The organism is Rhodococcus sp. SGAir0479, from assembly GCF_005484805.1.
Classification (GTDB): domain Bacteria; phylum Actinomycetota; class Actinomycetes; order Mycobacteriales; family Mycobacteriaceae; genus Prescottella.
The window spans coordinates 3736809-3749315 of the sequence record NZ_CP039432.1; the positions used below are offsets into that span (position 1 = coordinate 3736809).

11 protein-coding genes are annotated in these 12507 nt (G+C 69.6%); 5 read left to right on the forward strand and 6 right to left on the reverse strand.

The window, feature by feature from the left end:
- Positions 1-7: 7 nt before the first annotated feature.
- The 4 genes from E7742_RS17235 to hsaA all read right to left on the reverse strand — a co-directional run bounded on the left by E7742_RS17235 (position 8) and on the right by hsaA (position 5791).
- Positions 8-2203, reverse strand: a complete 2196-nt coding sequence (locus tag E7742_RS17235; RefSeq protein WP_137800052.1) for an acyl-CoA dehydrogenase — start codon at positions 2201-2203, stop codon at positions 8-10.
- A gap of 106 nt (positions 2204-2309) precedes the next feature.
- On the reverse strand, positions 2310-3473 hold the full coding sequence (locus E7742_RS17240) for a steroid 3-ketoacyl-CoA thiolase (protein WP_137800053.1): 1164 nt from the start codon (positions 3471-3473) through the stop codon (positions 2310-2312).
- Between the two features lie 259 nt (positions 3474-3732).
- Positions 3733-4371 carry a TetR family transcriptional regulator gene (locus E7742_RS17245; protein ID WP_137800054.1) on the reverse strand — a complete coding sequence of 213 codons (639 nt, stop codon included), beginning with the start codon at positions 4369-4371 and terminating at the stop codon, positions 3733-3735.
- A 253-nt stretch (positions 4372-4624) separates the two neighbouring features.
- Positions 4625-5791, reverse strand: a complete 1167-nt coding sequence (gene hsaA, locus E7742_RS17250) for a 3-hydroxy-9,10-secoandrosta-1,3,5(10)-triene-9,17-dione monooxygenase oxygenase subunit (protein ID WP_137800055.1) — start codon at positions 5789-5791, stop codon at positions 4625-4627.
- A 305-nt stretch (positions 5792-6096) separates the two neighbouring features.
- Here hsaA and E7742_RS17255 point away from each other — a divergent pair, with 305 nt between their 5' ends.
- From E7742_RS17255 to E7742_RS23785, 4 genes are all read left to right on the forward strand, one after another.
- Entirely contained in the window at positions 6097-7251 is a 1155-nt protein-coding gene (locus E7742_RS17255; RefSeq protein ID WP_137800056.1) for a Rieske 2Fe-2S domain-containing protein, read from the forward strand.
- The gene (locus E7742_RS17260) at positions 7232-7495 is read left to right on the forward strand and encodes a hypothetical protein (RefSeq protein WP_137800057.1); all 264 of its coding nucleotides are present in this window, start codon (positions 7232-7234) and stop codon (positions 7493-7495) included. Before E7742_RS17255 ends, E7742_RS17260 begins: the two co-directional genes overlap by 20 nt.
- A gap of 28 nt (positions 7496-7523) precedes the next feature.
- Entirely contained in the window at positions 7524-8315 is a 792-nt protein-coding gene (locus E7742_RS17265) for an SDR family NAD(P)-dependent oxidoreductase (RefSeq protein ID WP_137800058.1), read from the forward strand.
- Positions 8316-8411: 96 nt separating this feature from the next.
- Positions 8412-9314: a nuclear transport factor 2 family protein gene (locus E7742_RS23785; RefSeq protein WP_137800059.1), complete on the forward strand. Its 903-nt coding sequence runs from the start codon at positions 8412-8414 to the stop codon at positions 9312-9314.
- Between the two features lie 63 nt (positions 9315-9377).
- Here E7742_RS23785 and E7742_RS17275 read toward each other — a convergent pair whose 3' ends face one another.
- A complete protein-coding gene (locus tag E7742_RS17275) occupies positions 9378-10205 on the reverse strand; it encodes a DUF72 domain-containing protein (RefSeq protein WP_137800060.1) in 828 nt (275 codons plus the stop codon).
- 124 nt (positions 10206-10329) lie between these two features.
- On the opposite strand from E7742_RS17275, the gene E7742_RS17280 reads away from it, so the two are divergent.
- Positions 10330-11505 carry an alpha/beta hydrolase gene (locus E7742_RS17280; protein ID WP_137800061.1) on the forward strand — a complete coding sequence of 392 codons (1176 nt, stop codon included), beginning with the start codon at positions 10330-10332 and terminating at the stop codon, positions 11503-11505.
- Positions 11506-11576: 71 nt separating this feature from the next.
- Here E7742_RS17280 and bphC read toward each other — a convergent pair whose 3' ends face one another.
- Entirely contained in the window at positions 11577-12482 is a 906-nt protein-coding gene (gene bphC / locus E7742_RS17285) for a biphenyl-2,3-diol 1,2-dioxygenase (protein WP_137800062.1), read from the reverse strand.
- Positions 12483-12507 lie beyond the last annotated feature (25 nt).

Sequence of the window (12507 nt, forward strand, 5' to 3'; positions counted from 1 at the left end):
GTCGAACTCACTTTCCGGGTTCGGGATCGCGCGGCAGACCCAGGATCCGCTCGCCGATGATGTTGAGCTGCACATTGGTGGTACCACCCGCGATCGACATGCACTGCGAGTTCAGGAACATCTGCGTGGCCGAGCGGCGGTGCTGCTCACCGCGCAGCGACGTCGGGCCGGCCCACTCCATCGCAACCTCCCACACCTGCTGGATGTGTTCGACGCCCAGCAGTTTCGCGATCGACGACTCGGCGCCGGGCTGCGCGCCGGTGAGCGAGCGCAGCGTCGTGCGCAGGCCCATCAGGCCGCCGGACTGCGCGTCGCACAGCACCTTGCCCAGAACGGTCATCTGTTCGGCGTCGAGCCCGCCGGGGATCTCGGCGGCCAGGTCGAGCAGCGCCTCGCCACCCGAACCGAGCGACGAGTCGTGCGACAGCGAGACGCGCTCGTTGGCGAGCGTGGTGCGGGCCAGCTTCCAGCCGTCACCGGGCTCGCCGACCAGGCACTCGTCGGGGACGAAGACGTCGTCGAGGAACACCTCGTTGAACAGGGCCTCGCCGGTGATCTCCCGCAGCGGGCGGATGTCGAGTCCGCTGTTCTTGATGTCGATCAGGAAGTACGACAGGCCCTTGTGCTTGGGGACGTCGGCGTCGGTGCGGGCGAGGCAGATGCCCCAGTCGGCCTCGCGGGCCATCGACGTCCACACCTTCTGGCCGTTGAGCTTCCAGCCGCCGTCGACCTTGGTGGCCTTGGTGGACAGGCCGGCCAGGTCGGAGCCCGCGCCGGGCTCGGAGAACAGCTGGCACCACACGAAGTCGCCGCGCAGCGACTGCGGGACGAACCGCTCGACCTGCTCGGGGTTGCCGTGCGCGATCAGCGTCGGGACCACCCAGTTGCCGATGATCATGTCGTGCGGGGTGAGCTTCGCGCCGCGGAGCTCCTCGGCGATGACGAGCTGCGTGACGGCGTCGGCGCTCTTGCCCCACGGCGCGGGCAGATGCGGTGAGGTGTAACCCTTCTCGGCCAGGTAAGCCTTCTGCTCGGCGCCCTCGAGCGCGGTCGCGGGCTCGAGCTCGGCGCGCACGTCGGCGCGGATCTGCTCCGCCTCCGGCGGCAGGTCGATGCTGAGGACGCGGCGGGCACCGTCGAGGGTCAGCTGCGCGACCCGACGCTTCCACGACGCGGTCGAGCCCGACAGGATCCGCAACGACTGCGCGCGGCGCATGTACAGGTGGGCGTCGTGCTCCCACGTGAAGCCGATGCCGCCGAGGACCTGGATGCAGTCCTTGGTGACCTGGAACGCCGACTCGAGCGCCACCGCCCCGGCGACCGCCGCGGCGAGCGACGCCTCGGCGGCGCTGACGTCGTCACCGAGCGCGCGAGCGGCGTCCCACGCGGTGACGCGCGCCTGCTCGGTGAGGCTGAACATGCGGGCGGCCTTGTGCTTGACGCCCTGGAACTGGCCGATGACGCGGCCGAACTGCTGACGCACCCGCGCGTAGTCCGCGGCGGTGGTGGTGGCCCAGTCGGCCAGACCGGCCGCCTCGGCCGCGAACAGCGTGATCGCGATGTCGAGGACGCGCTGCGAATCCAGCGTCAGCACATCGCCGTCCGCGAGCTCGAGGCCGTCGACGGTCACCTCGGCATTGCGGCGGACCACGTCGTGGCTCGGCAGCTCGGTGACCTCGAGGCGCTCACGCGAGACCACGACGAACGCGAGGTCGTCGTCGGCGGCCTCGTCGGTGGCAGCGAGCAGGAACACGTCACCCACCTGGCCGCCGAGGACGTAGCTGGACGTGCCCGACAGCGTGACCGTGCCGCCGTCGCGGACCACCTTCAGTCCGCCCGGCTGCAGCGCGACGGCGCCGAACAGCGTGCCGTCGGCCAGGCCCTCGAGTTCGGCCGTGCGGCCGGCCGCGTTCAGCACCGCCGAGACGACGGCGGTGGGCAGGAAGGGTCCGGGGACGAGCGAGCGGCCCAGTTCCTCGGTGACGATGGCGAGCTCGACCAGACCGTAACCGGCGCCGCCGAACTCCTCGGGCAGGTGCAGGCCCAGCATGCCGAGCTCGGCGAGCGAACCCCAGTAGGTGGGGCGGGTCTCGGACTTGGCCTCGACCGCCTCCCGGATCACGGTGGGGGTCGCGTGGCGGGCAGCCCAGCCACGCACGGAATCGCGGAGTTCGCGGTCTTCGTCACTCAAACCAATGGTCATCGAAAGTTCCTCGGAAGTAGATGAAATACGACGGGCGCATCCGCGCCTGGGCGCCTTTTCGGCGGTGGGTCCCACCGCCGAAAAGGCGCACGGGTGGCGGAGCCGCCTAGATGCGCTCGATGATCGTGGCGGTGGAGAGCGCGCCGCCCGCGCACATCGTGACCAGCGCGGTGGAACGGTCCGAACGCTCGAGCTCGTGCAGCGCGGTGGTGATCAGACGCGAGCCGGTGGAGCCGACGGGGTGGCCGAGTGCGATCGCGCCGCCGTTGACGTTGACCTTGTTCAGGTCTGCCTCGAGCACCTGCGCCCACGACAGCACGACCGCGGCGAAGGCCTCGTTGATCTCGACGATGTCGATGTCGTCGAGCGACATCCCGGCCTTGGCCAGCACGTGGCGGGTGGAGTCGATGGGACCGTCCAGGTGGAAGTACGGGTCGGCGCCGACCATGCCGGAGGAGACGATGCGGGCGCGCGGGCGCAGGCCCAGCGCCTTGGCCTTGTCCTCGCTCATCAGCAGCACCGCGGCGGCGCCGTCACTGATCTGCGACGACGATCCGGCGGTGTGGATGCCGCCGTCCATGACGGGCTTGAGGGCGGCCAGGCCCTCGGCGGTGGTCTCACGCAGGCCGCCGTCGCGGGTGACGGTCGCGATCTCGCCGGTGAGCTCGCCTTCCTTGGTCACGACGGGGGCCTCGACGGGCACGATCTCGCGGTCGAAGCGGCTCTCGGCCCACGCCTGCGCGGCCCGGCGCTGGGACTCGAGGCCGAACGCGTCGGTGTCGCCGCGCTTGATGCCGCGGTTGGCCGCGATGCGCTCGGCGGAGGTGAACTGGTCGCCCATGTCCACGGTCCAGTCCTCGGGGAACGGGATGCCGGTGCCCGGGGCGAGCGCCTGGCCGAGGAACACCCGGCTCATGGACTCGACACCGCAGCCGATGCCGGCGTCGATCTGGCCGGACGCGATGAGGCCGGCGATCATGTGCACGGCCTGCTGCGACGATCCGCACGCGCAGTCGATGGTCGTGGCGGCGGTGGTGTACGGCAGGCCCGCGTGCAGCCACGCGTTGCGCGCGACGTTGTTGGACTGCTCACCCGCCTGCGTGACGACGCCGCCGACGATCTGGCCGATCTCCTCGGGAGCGATTCCGGCGCGCTCGATCACGGCCCGCTGCGCGAAGCCCAGCAGGGTGGCCGGATGAAGACCCGCGAGGGCGCCGCGGCGGCGGCCGATCGGCGTGCGGGCGGCCTCGACGATGACGACGTTGGTCATGGAGTGCTCCTTGTGAAGAACTGCGAGTACGTGCGAAAGGAGAGCCGCGGCCTCGCGGGCTGCAACTCGTTCATTTTTGGAATGTATTCTACTTTCGCGACGAGAGCAATGGAGGGGTGCGAGGCGCCCCACGGGGCCGGACCTCTCCTACGCGCGCGAAACAGTCAGCTGTTTCCGGCGGACGCCGCGTCCACGCCCCAGCCAGGACGAAACCGGCCCCGCGACTGAGTCGCGGGGCCGGAATTGAAATTCATTTCAGTTATGCCGTCTCGGCAGCCGGCGGGAGCTGGGCATTCGAGAGGTCCGCGAGAAGCAACCGGCACGCGGTGCGCAGGTCCTCCTCCGCATCCGGAACCGAGATCCGCCCGTTGAGGCACGACTGGATGATCCCGAACCACGCCGATACCAGTAAACGCACCAGCACCGAGTCGTTCTCGGTGACCTGTTCGAGGCCGCCCGCCTCGAACAGCACGTCGCGGAACTGGCGGTCCACCCGCGCCACGTCGGGAATCGCGGTGACCTTCGCGGTACTCGTGGACTGGATCATCGCGTTCGCCAGCAGCGGTCGGCGCAGCAGCGCCCGGGTGGCCCGCAGCAGCGTCTCGAAGATCTCGTCCTGCGGCGTCATGGCCGGCTGCGACCGCCGCGCGAAGCCCTCGCTCATCTGGTCGATCTGGTCGACCATCACCGCGACGAACAGATGCGTCTTCGACGGGAAGTAGCGGTACAGGGTGCCGATCGCGACCCCGGCCAGCTTGGCGACCTCGTGCATCTGGACGCGCTCGAGTTCCTTCTCGGCGCCCAACTGCGCCGCCGCGTCGAGCATGCGCGCGAACCGTGCCCGCTGCTCGGCCGAACTCGGTTCGGCTGCGTCCCGCGCCTCCGCGACTCTCGGCACCGTCGATCCCCTACTTTCTGCACTCTGAATCCATCCGTGCACCGCGGGGACGCGCCGCACACTGGAATGCTCTCACCCGGCGACCGTTCGGTCGATGCACTCGGGCGCATTCCGGGGCACCCGCGCCATTTCCGGTCGACGGGCGCCCGGGCCACCCGGGGCGAACACCTGCGATTGCGCTCCACATCGAACCCGAAATCGCAGGAGGACACAACCACGCCGGCCCCCGGAGCGGGCGGCCGGGGCTCGCTCGTCAGACCAGGTTGTCCTCGACGGGCAGACCGAACGCGCCGCGCCCGTACATCGACAGGGCACGCTCGGCGTCGTTGGCCACGTGCACGCTGCCGGCATGCGCGTCCCGCCACGCGCGCTCGATGGGGTTGCCCCGATCGAGGGAGTTGCCGCCCGCGGTCTTGAACAGCAGATCGATCGCTTCGAGGGCGCGTTCGGTGGCGCGGACCTGGTCGCGCCGCACCCGCAGCCGCATGCTCATCGGCAGCGGCTCGCCGGCCTCGGCCAGCTCGAGCAACTCCCGGATGTTGCGGTCCATCTGCAGGATCGCCGCATCGATCTCCGACGACGCCCGCGCGACCGCCACCTGTGCGAACTGGTCCTCGGCGAAGCGGCCACCGCCGAGGCTGAGCCGCACCCGGTCCCGCATCGCCGACAGGTACTGCTCGTAGCACCCGGCGACCGTGCCCACCACCGGCGCGGCCACGGTGGTCGTGAAGATCGCGGCGAACGGCAGCTTGAACAGCGGCGCGGTGTTCACGCGCTGCCCGGGAGCTCGCAGCTGCGCCGCCTCGTAGTTGCGGATCGTCCGGTACTCCGGGACGAACACCTTGTTGACGGTGATCTCGTTGCTCGCCGTGCCCCGCAACCCGACGACGTCCCACACGTCCTTGATCCGGTAGTCGGTGCGCGGCACGGCGACGGTCATGAAGTCGACCGGGCGGCCCTCCGCACCGACGACGAGCGCGCCGAGCAGCGCCCACGTCGCGTGGTCGCACCCGGACGAGAACCGCCACGTGCCGGTCAGCTCGTAGCCGCCGTCCACCGGCACGAGCTCGCCGACCGGCGCGTACGCCGACGACACCAGTACCGAGGTGTCCTGCCCCCACACCTCGTCCTGCACGCGGACGTCGAACAGGCCCAGGTGCCACGGGTGCACGCCGAGCACCGCGGTCACCCACCCGGTCGATCCGCAGGCGCCGGAGATCGCGCGGACCACCTCGTAGAAGTCCACCGGGCTGGTCTCGAGGCCCCCGTACCGGGCGGGTTGGAGCATGCGGAAGACGCCCGCGGCGCTGAGGTCCTGGATCGACTGATCGGACACGCGCCGGGAGTCGTCGACGGTCTGGGCACGTTCGGCGATGGCGGGCAGTAACTCGCGGACCGACCGCAGAACCTCGCTGGCCATGTGGCCTCCTCCTCGACCCCGGGGCGGGTCGATGTCGGGATTGGGGGATATGCGCATGGTAGGGCGGAATTCACCCGGGGCTTCCCGCGGGCGTCCCCTTCGTCCGTTCACGGGGGTTCCCGAGCCCGGCCCCGCACGCCCGGTCCCGGCCAGTGGGATTTCGGCGAAACGGGTGACAGGAGTCACCTAGCGTGGCCGTCATTGCCACGGGTGTGCATCCTGCACATGGGACCCCCACCGGTGGCGGGCGCCGCTGCCGCGAACGCGTCCGAAACGACATCGCTTTCCCCGAAAGGACGGACGAAGTGAGCATCAAGTCCGAAGAACCCGAAGTCCGCGAGATCGTCTCCGGCGCCGCCCCCACCCGCTTCGCCCGTGGCTGGCACTGCCTGGGCCTGTCCGAGTCGTTCCGGGACGGCAAGCCGCACTCGGTGCACGCGTTCGGCACCAAGCTGGTCGTGTTCGCCGACAGCAAGGGCGAGCTGCAGATCCTCGACGCGTACTGCCGGCACATGGGTGGCGACCTGAGCCAGGGCGAGATCAAGGGCGACTCGGTCGCGTGCCCGTTCCACGACTGGCGCTGGAACGGCAAGGGCCGCTGCACCGACATCCCCTACGCCCGCCGGGTGCCGCCGATCGCCAAGACCCGCGCGTGGCCGACCCTCGACCAGGACGGCATGCTGTTCGTCTGGCACGACCCCGAGGGCAAGGCCCCGACGGACGAGGACATGTACATCCCGCGCATCGAGGGTGCGACGAGCGACGAGTGGACCGACTGGGTCTGGTACACCACCGAGGTCGACACCAACTGCCGCGAGATCGTCGACAACATCGTCGACATGGCGCACTTCTTCTACGTGCACTACTCGTTCCCGACGTTCTTCAAGAACGTCTTCGAGGGACAGGTCGCCAGCCAGTTCATGCGCGGCGAGGCCCGGACCGACATGCGCCCGCACGCGACCGGCGTTCCGAAGATGCTCGGCAGCCGCTCCGACGCGTCCTACTTCGGCCCGTCGTTCATGATCGACGACCTGGCCTACGAGTACGAGGGCTACGACGTCGAGTCGATCCTCATCAACTGCCACTACCCGGTCAGCCCGGACAAGTTCGTGCTGATGTACGGCATGATCGTCAAGAAGTCGCCGGTCCTCGGCGACAAGGCGCTCGAGACCGCGCAGAAGTTCGGCGAGTTCATCGCCAAGGGCTTCGAGCAGGACATCCAGATCTGGAAGAACAAGACCCGGATCGAGAACCCGCTGCTGTGCGAGGAGGACGGCCCCGTCTACCAGCTGCGCCGCTGGTACGACCAGTTCTACGTCGACCGCGCGGACGTCTCGGCGGACATGACCGACCGCTTCGAGCACGAGATGGACACCACCAAGGCCGTCGCGTCGTGGCGCCGGGTCGTCGAGGACAACCTCGAGAAGAAGGCGCGTGAGAATGCAGCCGCTGGAGTGTGACCGCTGCGGGGCGTGTGTGCTGGTCCAGAAGCACAGCTGGGAGCACACCGCCGTCCAGTGGAACGAGGCCGCTCAGGAGGCGTGCCTCGAGATCCACGAGTGGGTGGGCCGTGAGGGTCGCCCCGGCGCCCCGGTGATGCGGTGCGAGTCGTTGAGTGCGGCGATCCAGGTCGCCGCGCTCGACGGCCGCCTCCCGATCACCAACGAGGAGCCCGTTCCCACCCCGCAGGTCGCGGACCACTGAGTCGCACCGCAGACGAGAAGGACCTTTCATGATCGACAAGAACCAGTACGGCCCGTGGGCCGTCATCGCGGGTGGCTCCGAGGGTGTCGGCGCCGCCTTCGCCGACGAGCTCAGCCGTGCCGGCCTCAACCTCGTGCTGATCGCCCGCAAGCCGGGTCCGCTCGAGGAGACCGCGGAGAAGGTTCGCGCGAACGGCGTCGAGGTGCGCACGCTGTCGCTGGACCTGCTGGCCGACGACGCGCTCGACCGGATTCGCAAGGTCACCGACGACGTCGAGGTGGGCCTGCTCATCTTCAACGCCGGCGCCAACAGCTACGGGCACGAGTTCGTGACCGGTGACCTCGCCGGCTTCAACGGGGTCATCAACCTCAACATCACCAAGCAGCTCGAGCTGTCGCACCACTTCGGCGGCAAGATGAAGGACCGCGGCCGCGGCGGCATCATGCTGCTGGGTTCGCTGGCCGGCTACATGGGCTCCGAGCACCAGAGCATCTACGCGTCGTCGAAGGCGTTCAGCCGCGTGTTCGCCGAGAGCCTGTGGCTCGAGCTGGCGCCGCACAACGTGCACGTCGTCGAGCTGATCCTGGGCGTCACCCGCACGCCCGCGATGGTCCGTGCCGGACTCAACTTCGACATCCCCGGCATGATCGTGCAGGAACCCGAGGATGCGGCCCGCGAGGGACTCGAGCATCTGACCGACGGCCCGGTGTGGGTCGCCGGCGGCAACTACGAGGCCGCGCAGAAGCGCAGCGGCTTCCCCCGCGACAAGATGGTCAAGGGTGCGGCCGAGGCGATGCGCAAGCTCCTCAACCGCGGCTAGAACTTCAGATCGATCAGTGTGTGGCTGCGACCGAAAGGTCGCAGCCACAGCTGTATTCACGGCACTCTCCGTCTACGCCCCACGGAAGGAACACCGATGAGTCTCGAGATGCTGCTGGCCGAACGTGAGATCGCCCGCGCCGTCACCCGGTTCGCGCGCGCGATGGACGAGCGGGACTGGCCGGTGCTGCACCGGATCATGCTGCCGGACGCCACCGCGGAGCTGGGCACGGGAACCCTGCACGGGCCGGCCGAGGTCGAGGCCGCCATCCGCACCTTCCTCGACGACTGCGGTCCCACCCAGCACCTGCTGGGCAACATGCTCGTCGACGTCGACCTCGACGCCGGGACCGCCAGCAGCCGCACGTACGTGTCCGATCTGCACCTCGGTGTCGGCGACCGGCGGGGCCTGAGCTTCTCCACCCTGGGCGACTACCACGACGAATGGCGCCTGACCGACGGCACGTGGCGCATGAGCCACCGCACCAAGCGCATGCACGGCATGCAGGGCGAGATCGAGGTGCTGGGATCGGGACCGGCGCACTGGGACGGCGGCACCTCCCCCGTGAACCCGCGCACCGCCGCGGCCGACATCGAGGCCGTCAAGGCGCTCAAGGCGCGTTACTTCCGGCTCATGGACACCAAGGACTGGGACGGCCTGGCCGCGGTGTTCACCGACGACGTCACGATCGACATGACGGAGACCGGCGGCGGAGTCACCCACACCGTGGCCGAATACCTGCCGTTCCTGCGGGCGAGCATCGAGGACGTCGCGACGGTGCACCACGGCCACACGCCCGAGATCACGCTCACCTCGGCCACCACCGCGTCGGGCACGTGGGCCATGGAGGACATGCTGTGGTGGCCCGACGGCGCGGACCGGCCCGGCCTGCGCAGCCTCCACGGCTACGGGCACTACCACGAGGAGTACCGCAAAGACGGTGACGACTGGCGGATCAGCGCGATGCGGCTGAGCCGGCTGCGGACCGACACGGCCTGACCCCGGCCGCGCGCACGGTCCTGGAGAACTTCCGCCGGCCGGGAGGGAGGCCTCCAGGATCGGTCAGCCGCCGCCAACTCCCAACCGCTTCAGCAGCCCCATCGCATCGAACGGCGCGTAGCCCTTGATGTCGTTGTCGAAGTAGACGAACGCGTCCTGCCCGTCCGCGGTCCAGCGTTCGACACGGTCGGCCCAGACGTCCAGCGCCGCATCGGTGTATCCGCTCTCGTACAGCTTCGCGTCGCCGTGCAGGCGGGCGTACCGGAAGTCCGTGGTCGACTCGTCGATCCACGGGAAGCGGCCGGCGGTGTCGGCCAGCACCAGCGCGACCCCGTGCCGGCGGGCGATCGGGACCACTTCGGGGGCAGCGAAACTCGGGTGGCGCACCTCGAGTGCGTGCCGGACGGGTCGATCGGCGTCGGGAGTGAGGAACACCCGGTCGTCGGCGAGTTTGCCGTCGTGGCGCGCGGCCAGCGCGGCCGCCTCGGTCGTGGTGCGCGGAAGCCGGCCCAGGAACTCGTCCAGCAGGTCGGCGTCGAACCCCATGTTCGGCGGCAGTTGCCACAGGATCGGTCCGAGTTTGCCGCCCAGCGCGAGAACCCCTGCGGCGAAGAAGTTCGCGAGCGGCACCTCGACGTCCCGCAGGCGGCGGATGTGCGTGATGTACCGGCCCCCCTTGACGGCGAAGACGAAGTCGTTCGGCGTCTCGTCCCGCCACTTGGCGTAGCTCGACGGCTTCTGCAGCGCGTAGAACGAGCCGTTGATCTCGATCGACGTCAGACGTTCGGCGGCATACCGCAATTCCGACCGGTGCACGAGACCCGACGGATAGAAACCGCCCCGCCAGCCCGGATACACCCATCCGGAGATCCCCACGCGGACGTCCACCATGTCGCCGGAGTGTAGCCGCGACGCGCCGGGTCCGCGGGTCGGACGCGGGGCCGCGGCACCGACGCCCGCTCGACGCGGTACCTTTCAGGACGCTTGTCCAGGAATCTTTGGGGGTTTTTCAGCAATGTCGACATTCGATCCGGTGCGCCCGGCGCCGCGCCGACTCCGGCGGACCGCACTCGGTATCTCGCTGGCCGCGCTCGTGGCCCTGCCGTTGGCCGGCGAGGCGGCCGCCGCGCCGGCGGGCAGCAGCTCCGGAAGCCTCGAAAGCCTCGGCGGCTCCGTGGGATCCGGGAGTTGGGCCGGCAGCGCCGGCAGTTCCGACGGGGGCAGCGTCACCGCGGGATCGGTGATCCCCGGCCCGCTCCAGAACGATCACCCGCCGTTGCCGGAGCTGCGGGACGACATCACCACCGCCGCCATCGTCGGCGAGGAACGCAAGACCGAGCAGCTGGTCCGGTTCACGATCGCGTCCCCGGCGCTGCGCCGCGAGGTGGGCGTGGAAGTGGCGCTGCCGAGAGACAACTCGGTTCCCCGGCCGTCGATCTACGCGCTCGAGGGCGTCGACGCCCGAGAGGAGACCAGCGGCTGGGTCACGATCGGCGGCGTCCCGGAGTTCTTCGCGGACAAGGACGTCAACGTCGTCATGATCAACGGTGGGGTCTCCGGCCTGTACACCGACTGGGACCGGGTCGACCCCGGTGTGGGCCTGCACAAGTGGGAAACGTTCGTCACCGAGGAACTGCCGCCGCTGCTCGACACCCGACTGCGCACCAACGGCGTCAAGTCGCTGCTCGGCGCGTCGATGGGCGCACAGGGCGCGATGATGCTCGCGCACCGGCACCCGGAGATGTTCCGCGGCATCGCGGCCTTCAGCGGCTGCTACTCGACGGTGGACGACCTTGGCCGGATCAGCGTCCAGTCCACGGTGTCCTCGCGCGGTGGGGACCCGGCGAACCTGTGGGGTGAGATCGGCGGACCCGAGTGGGTGGCGCACGATTCGGTCCGCAACGCCGAGGCGCTGCGCGGCAAGGACATCTACGTCTCGGTCGCCTCCGGCCTCCCCGGCCGGTACGAGGACCCGGACGCGTCCGACTGGTCCGATCGGGTGTTCATCGGCGGGCCCATCGAGTTCCTGGCGAACGGGTGCACCCACCGCCTCGACGCCGCGCTCCGGAAGCTGCGGATCCCCGCCACGTTCGACTACGAGCCGCTCGGCGTGCACGCGTGGTCGTACTGGGTGGACCAGCTGCCGAAGGCGTGGCCGACGCTCGCGCGTTCGCTCGATCTGCCCGCCTGACCCGGACACGAGAAAGGGCCCCACACGTACGGATTCGTGTGGGGCCCTTCTCGTCGAGCACTACCGGACGATCACGCCTTGGGGATGAACGCCTTCAGCGGCTCCGAGGCCGACCAGTCGTGGCCCCAGTAGCTGTCCGCCGTGATCTCCTCGGCGGTGTAGAACGCCTCGTCGACCAGCATGCCCTCGGTGCCGAACTCGAGGTCCCAGCCTCCGGGTGCACGCACGTAGAACGAGATCATCTTGTCGTTCGTGTGGCGACCCAGGGTCGAGGAGATCGTGAAGCCGAGCTTGGCGACACGGTCCAGGGCCTGGCCGACGGCGTCGAGGGTGTCGACCTCCGTCATCAGGTGCACCAGGCCGGGCTCCTCCGTCAGCGGCGCCGGGCACAGCGCGAGGCTGTGGTGGCGCTCGTTGACGCCGAGGAAGCGGACGCGCGAGACGCCGTCCTGCAGCCGGATGGCGCCGCGCGGGAGGAAGCCGAGCACCTCGGTGTAGAAGGCGTACGACTCCGCGAACGTGGGCGTCGGCAGCACCACGTGGCCGAGGCCCTGCGAGCCGGTGACCCAGCGGCCGCCGAACGGCGTGACGACCGGGCTGTGGTCGAGCACCGGTCCGAAGAACACCTCGACGCGGGTGCCGGCCGGGTCGTCGAACGCGATGACCTTCTCGGCGTCGCGGTAGTCGGCCTCTTCGAGGGAGAGCTCCTCGACGGCGATGCCGGCCTTCTCGACTGCCTCGCGAACACGCTGCAGTGCGAAGTGGTCGCGCACCTCCCAGCCGACCGCCTGAGCCTTGTCGGAATCGCCCGGCAGGACGATCAGGCGCGCACGCCGCTCGTCCAGACGCAGGTAGAGGCCGTCCGGCTCGGGGCCCGTACCGACCGCCATGCCGAGGCCGTCGACGACGAGTTCCCGCCAGCGGGCGATGTCCTGGGTCTGAATTCTGAGGTAACCGAGACCCCGAATATCCGTCATATCAATCCGTCCCTGAGTGGGTGAT

What these genes read in the sequence shown, in the direction of transcription:
- bphC (WP_137800062.1), bottom strand. Translation starts at nt 12,482, where the DNA reads ATGACGGATATTCGGGGTCTCGGTTACCTCAGAATTCAGACCCAGGAC.
- E7742_RS17280 (WP_137800061.1), top strand. Translation starts at nt 10,330, where the DNA reads ATGTCGACATTCGATCCGGTGCGCCCGGCGCCGCGCCGACTCCGGCGG.
- E7742_RS17235 (WP_137800052.1), bottom strand. Translation starts at nt 2,203, where the DNA reads ATGACCATTGGTTTGAGTGACGAAGACCGCGAACTCCGCGATTCCGTG.
- E7742_RS17240 (WP_137800053.1), bottom strand. Translation starts at nt 3,473, where the DNA reads ATGACCAACGTCGTCATCGTCGAGGCCGCCCGCACGCCGATCGGCCGC.
- E7742_RS17265 (WP_137800058.1), top strand. Translation starts at nt 7,524, where the DNA reads ATGATCGACAAGAACCAGTACGGCCCGTGGGCCGTCATCGCGGGTGGC.
- E7742_RS23785 (WP_137800059.1), top strand. Translation starts at nt 8,412, where the DNA reads ATGAGTCTCGAGATGCTGCTGGCCGAACGTGAGATCGCCCGCGCCGTC.
- hsaA (WP_137800055.1), bottom strand. Translation starts at nt 5,791, where the DNA reads ATGGCCAGCGAGGTTCTGCGGTCGGTCCGCGAGTTACTGCCCGCCATC.
- E7742_RS17275 (WP_137800060.1), bottom strand. Translation starts at nt 10,205, where the DNA reads ATGGTGGACGTCCGCGTGGGGATCTCCGGATGGGTGTATCCGGGCTGG.
- E7742_RS17260 (WP_137800057.1), top strand. Translation starts at nt 7,232, where the DNA reads ATGCAGCCGCTGGAGTGTGACCGCTGCGGGGCGTGTGTGCTGGTCCAG.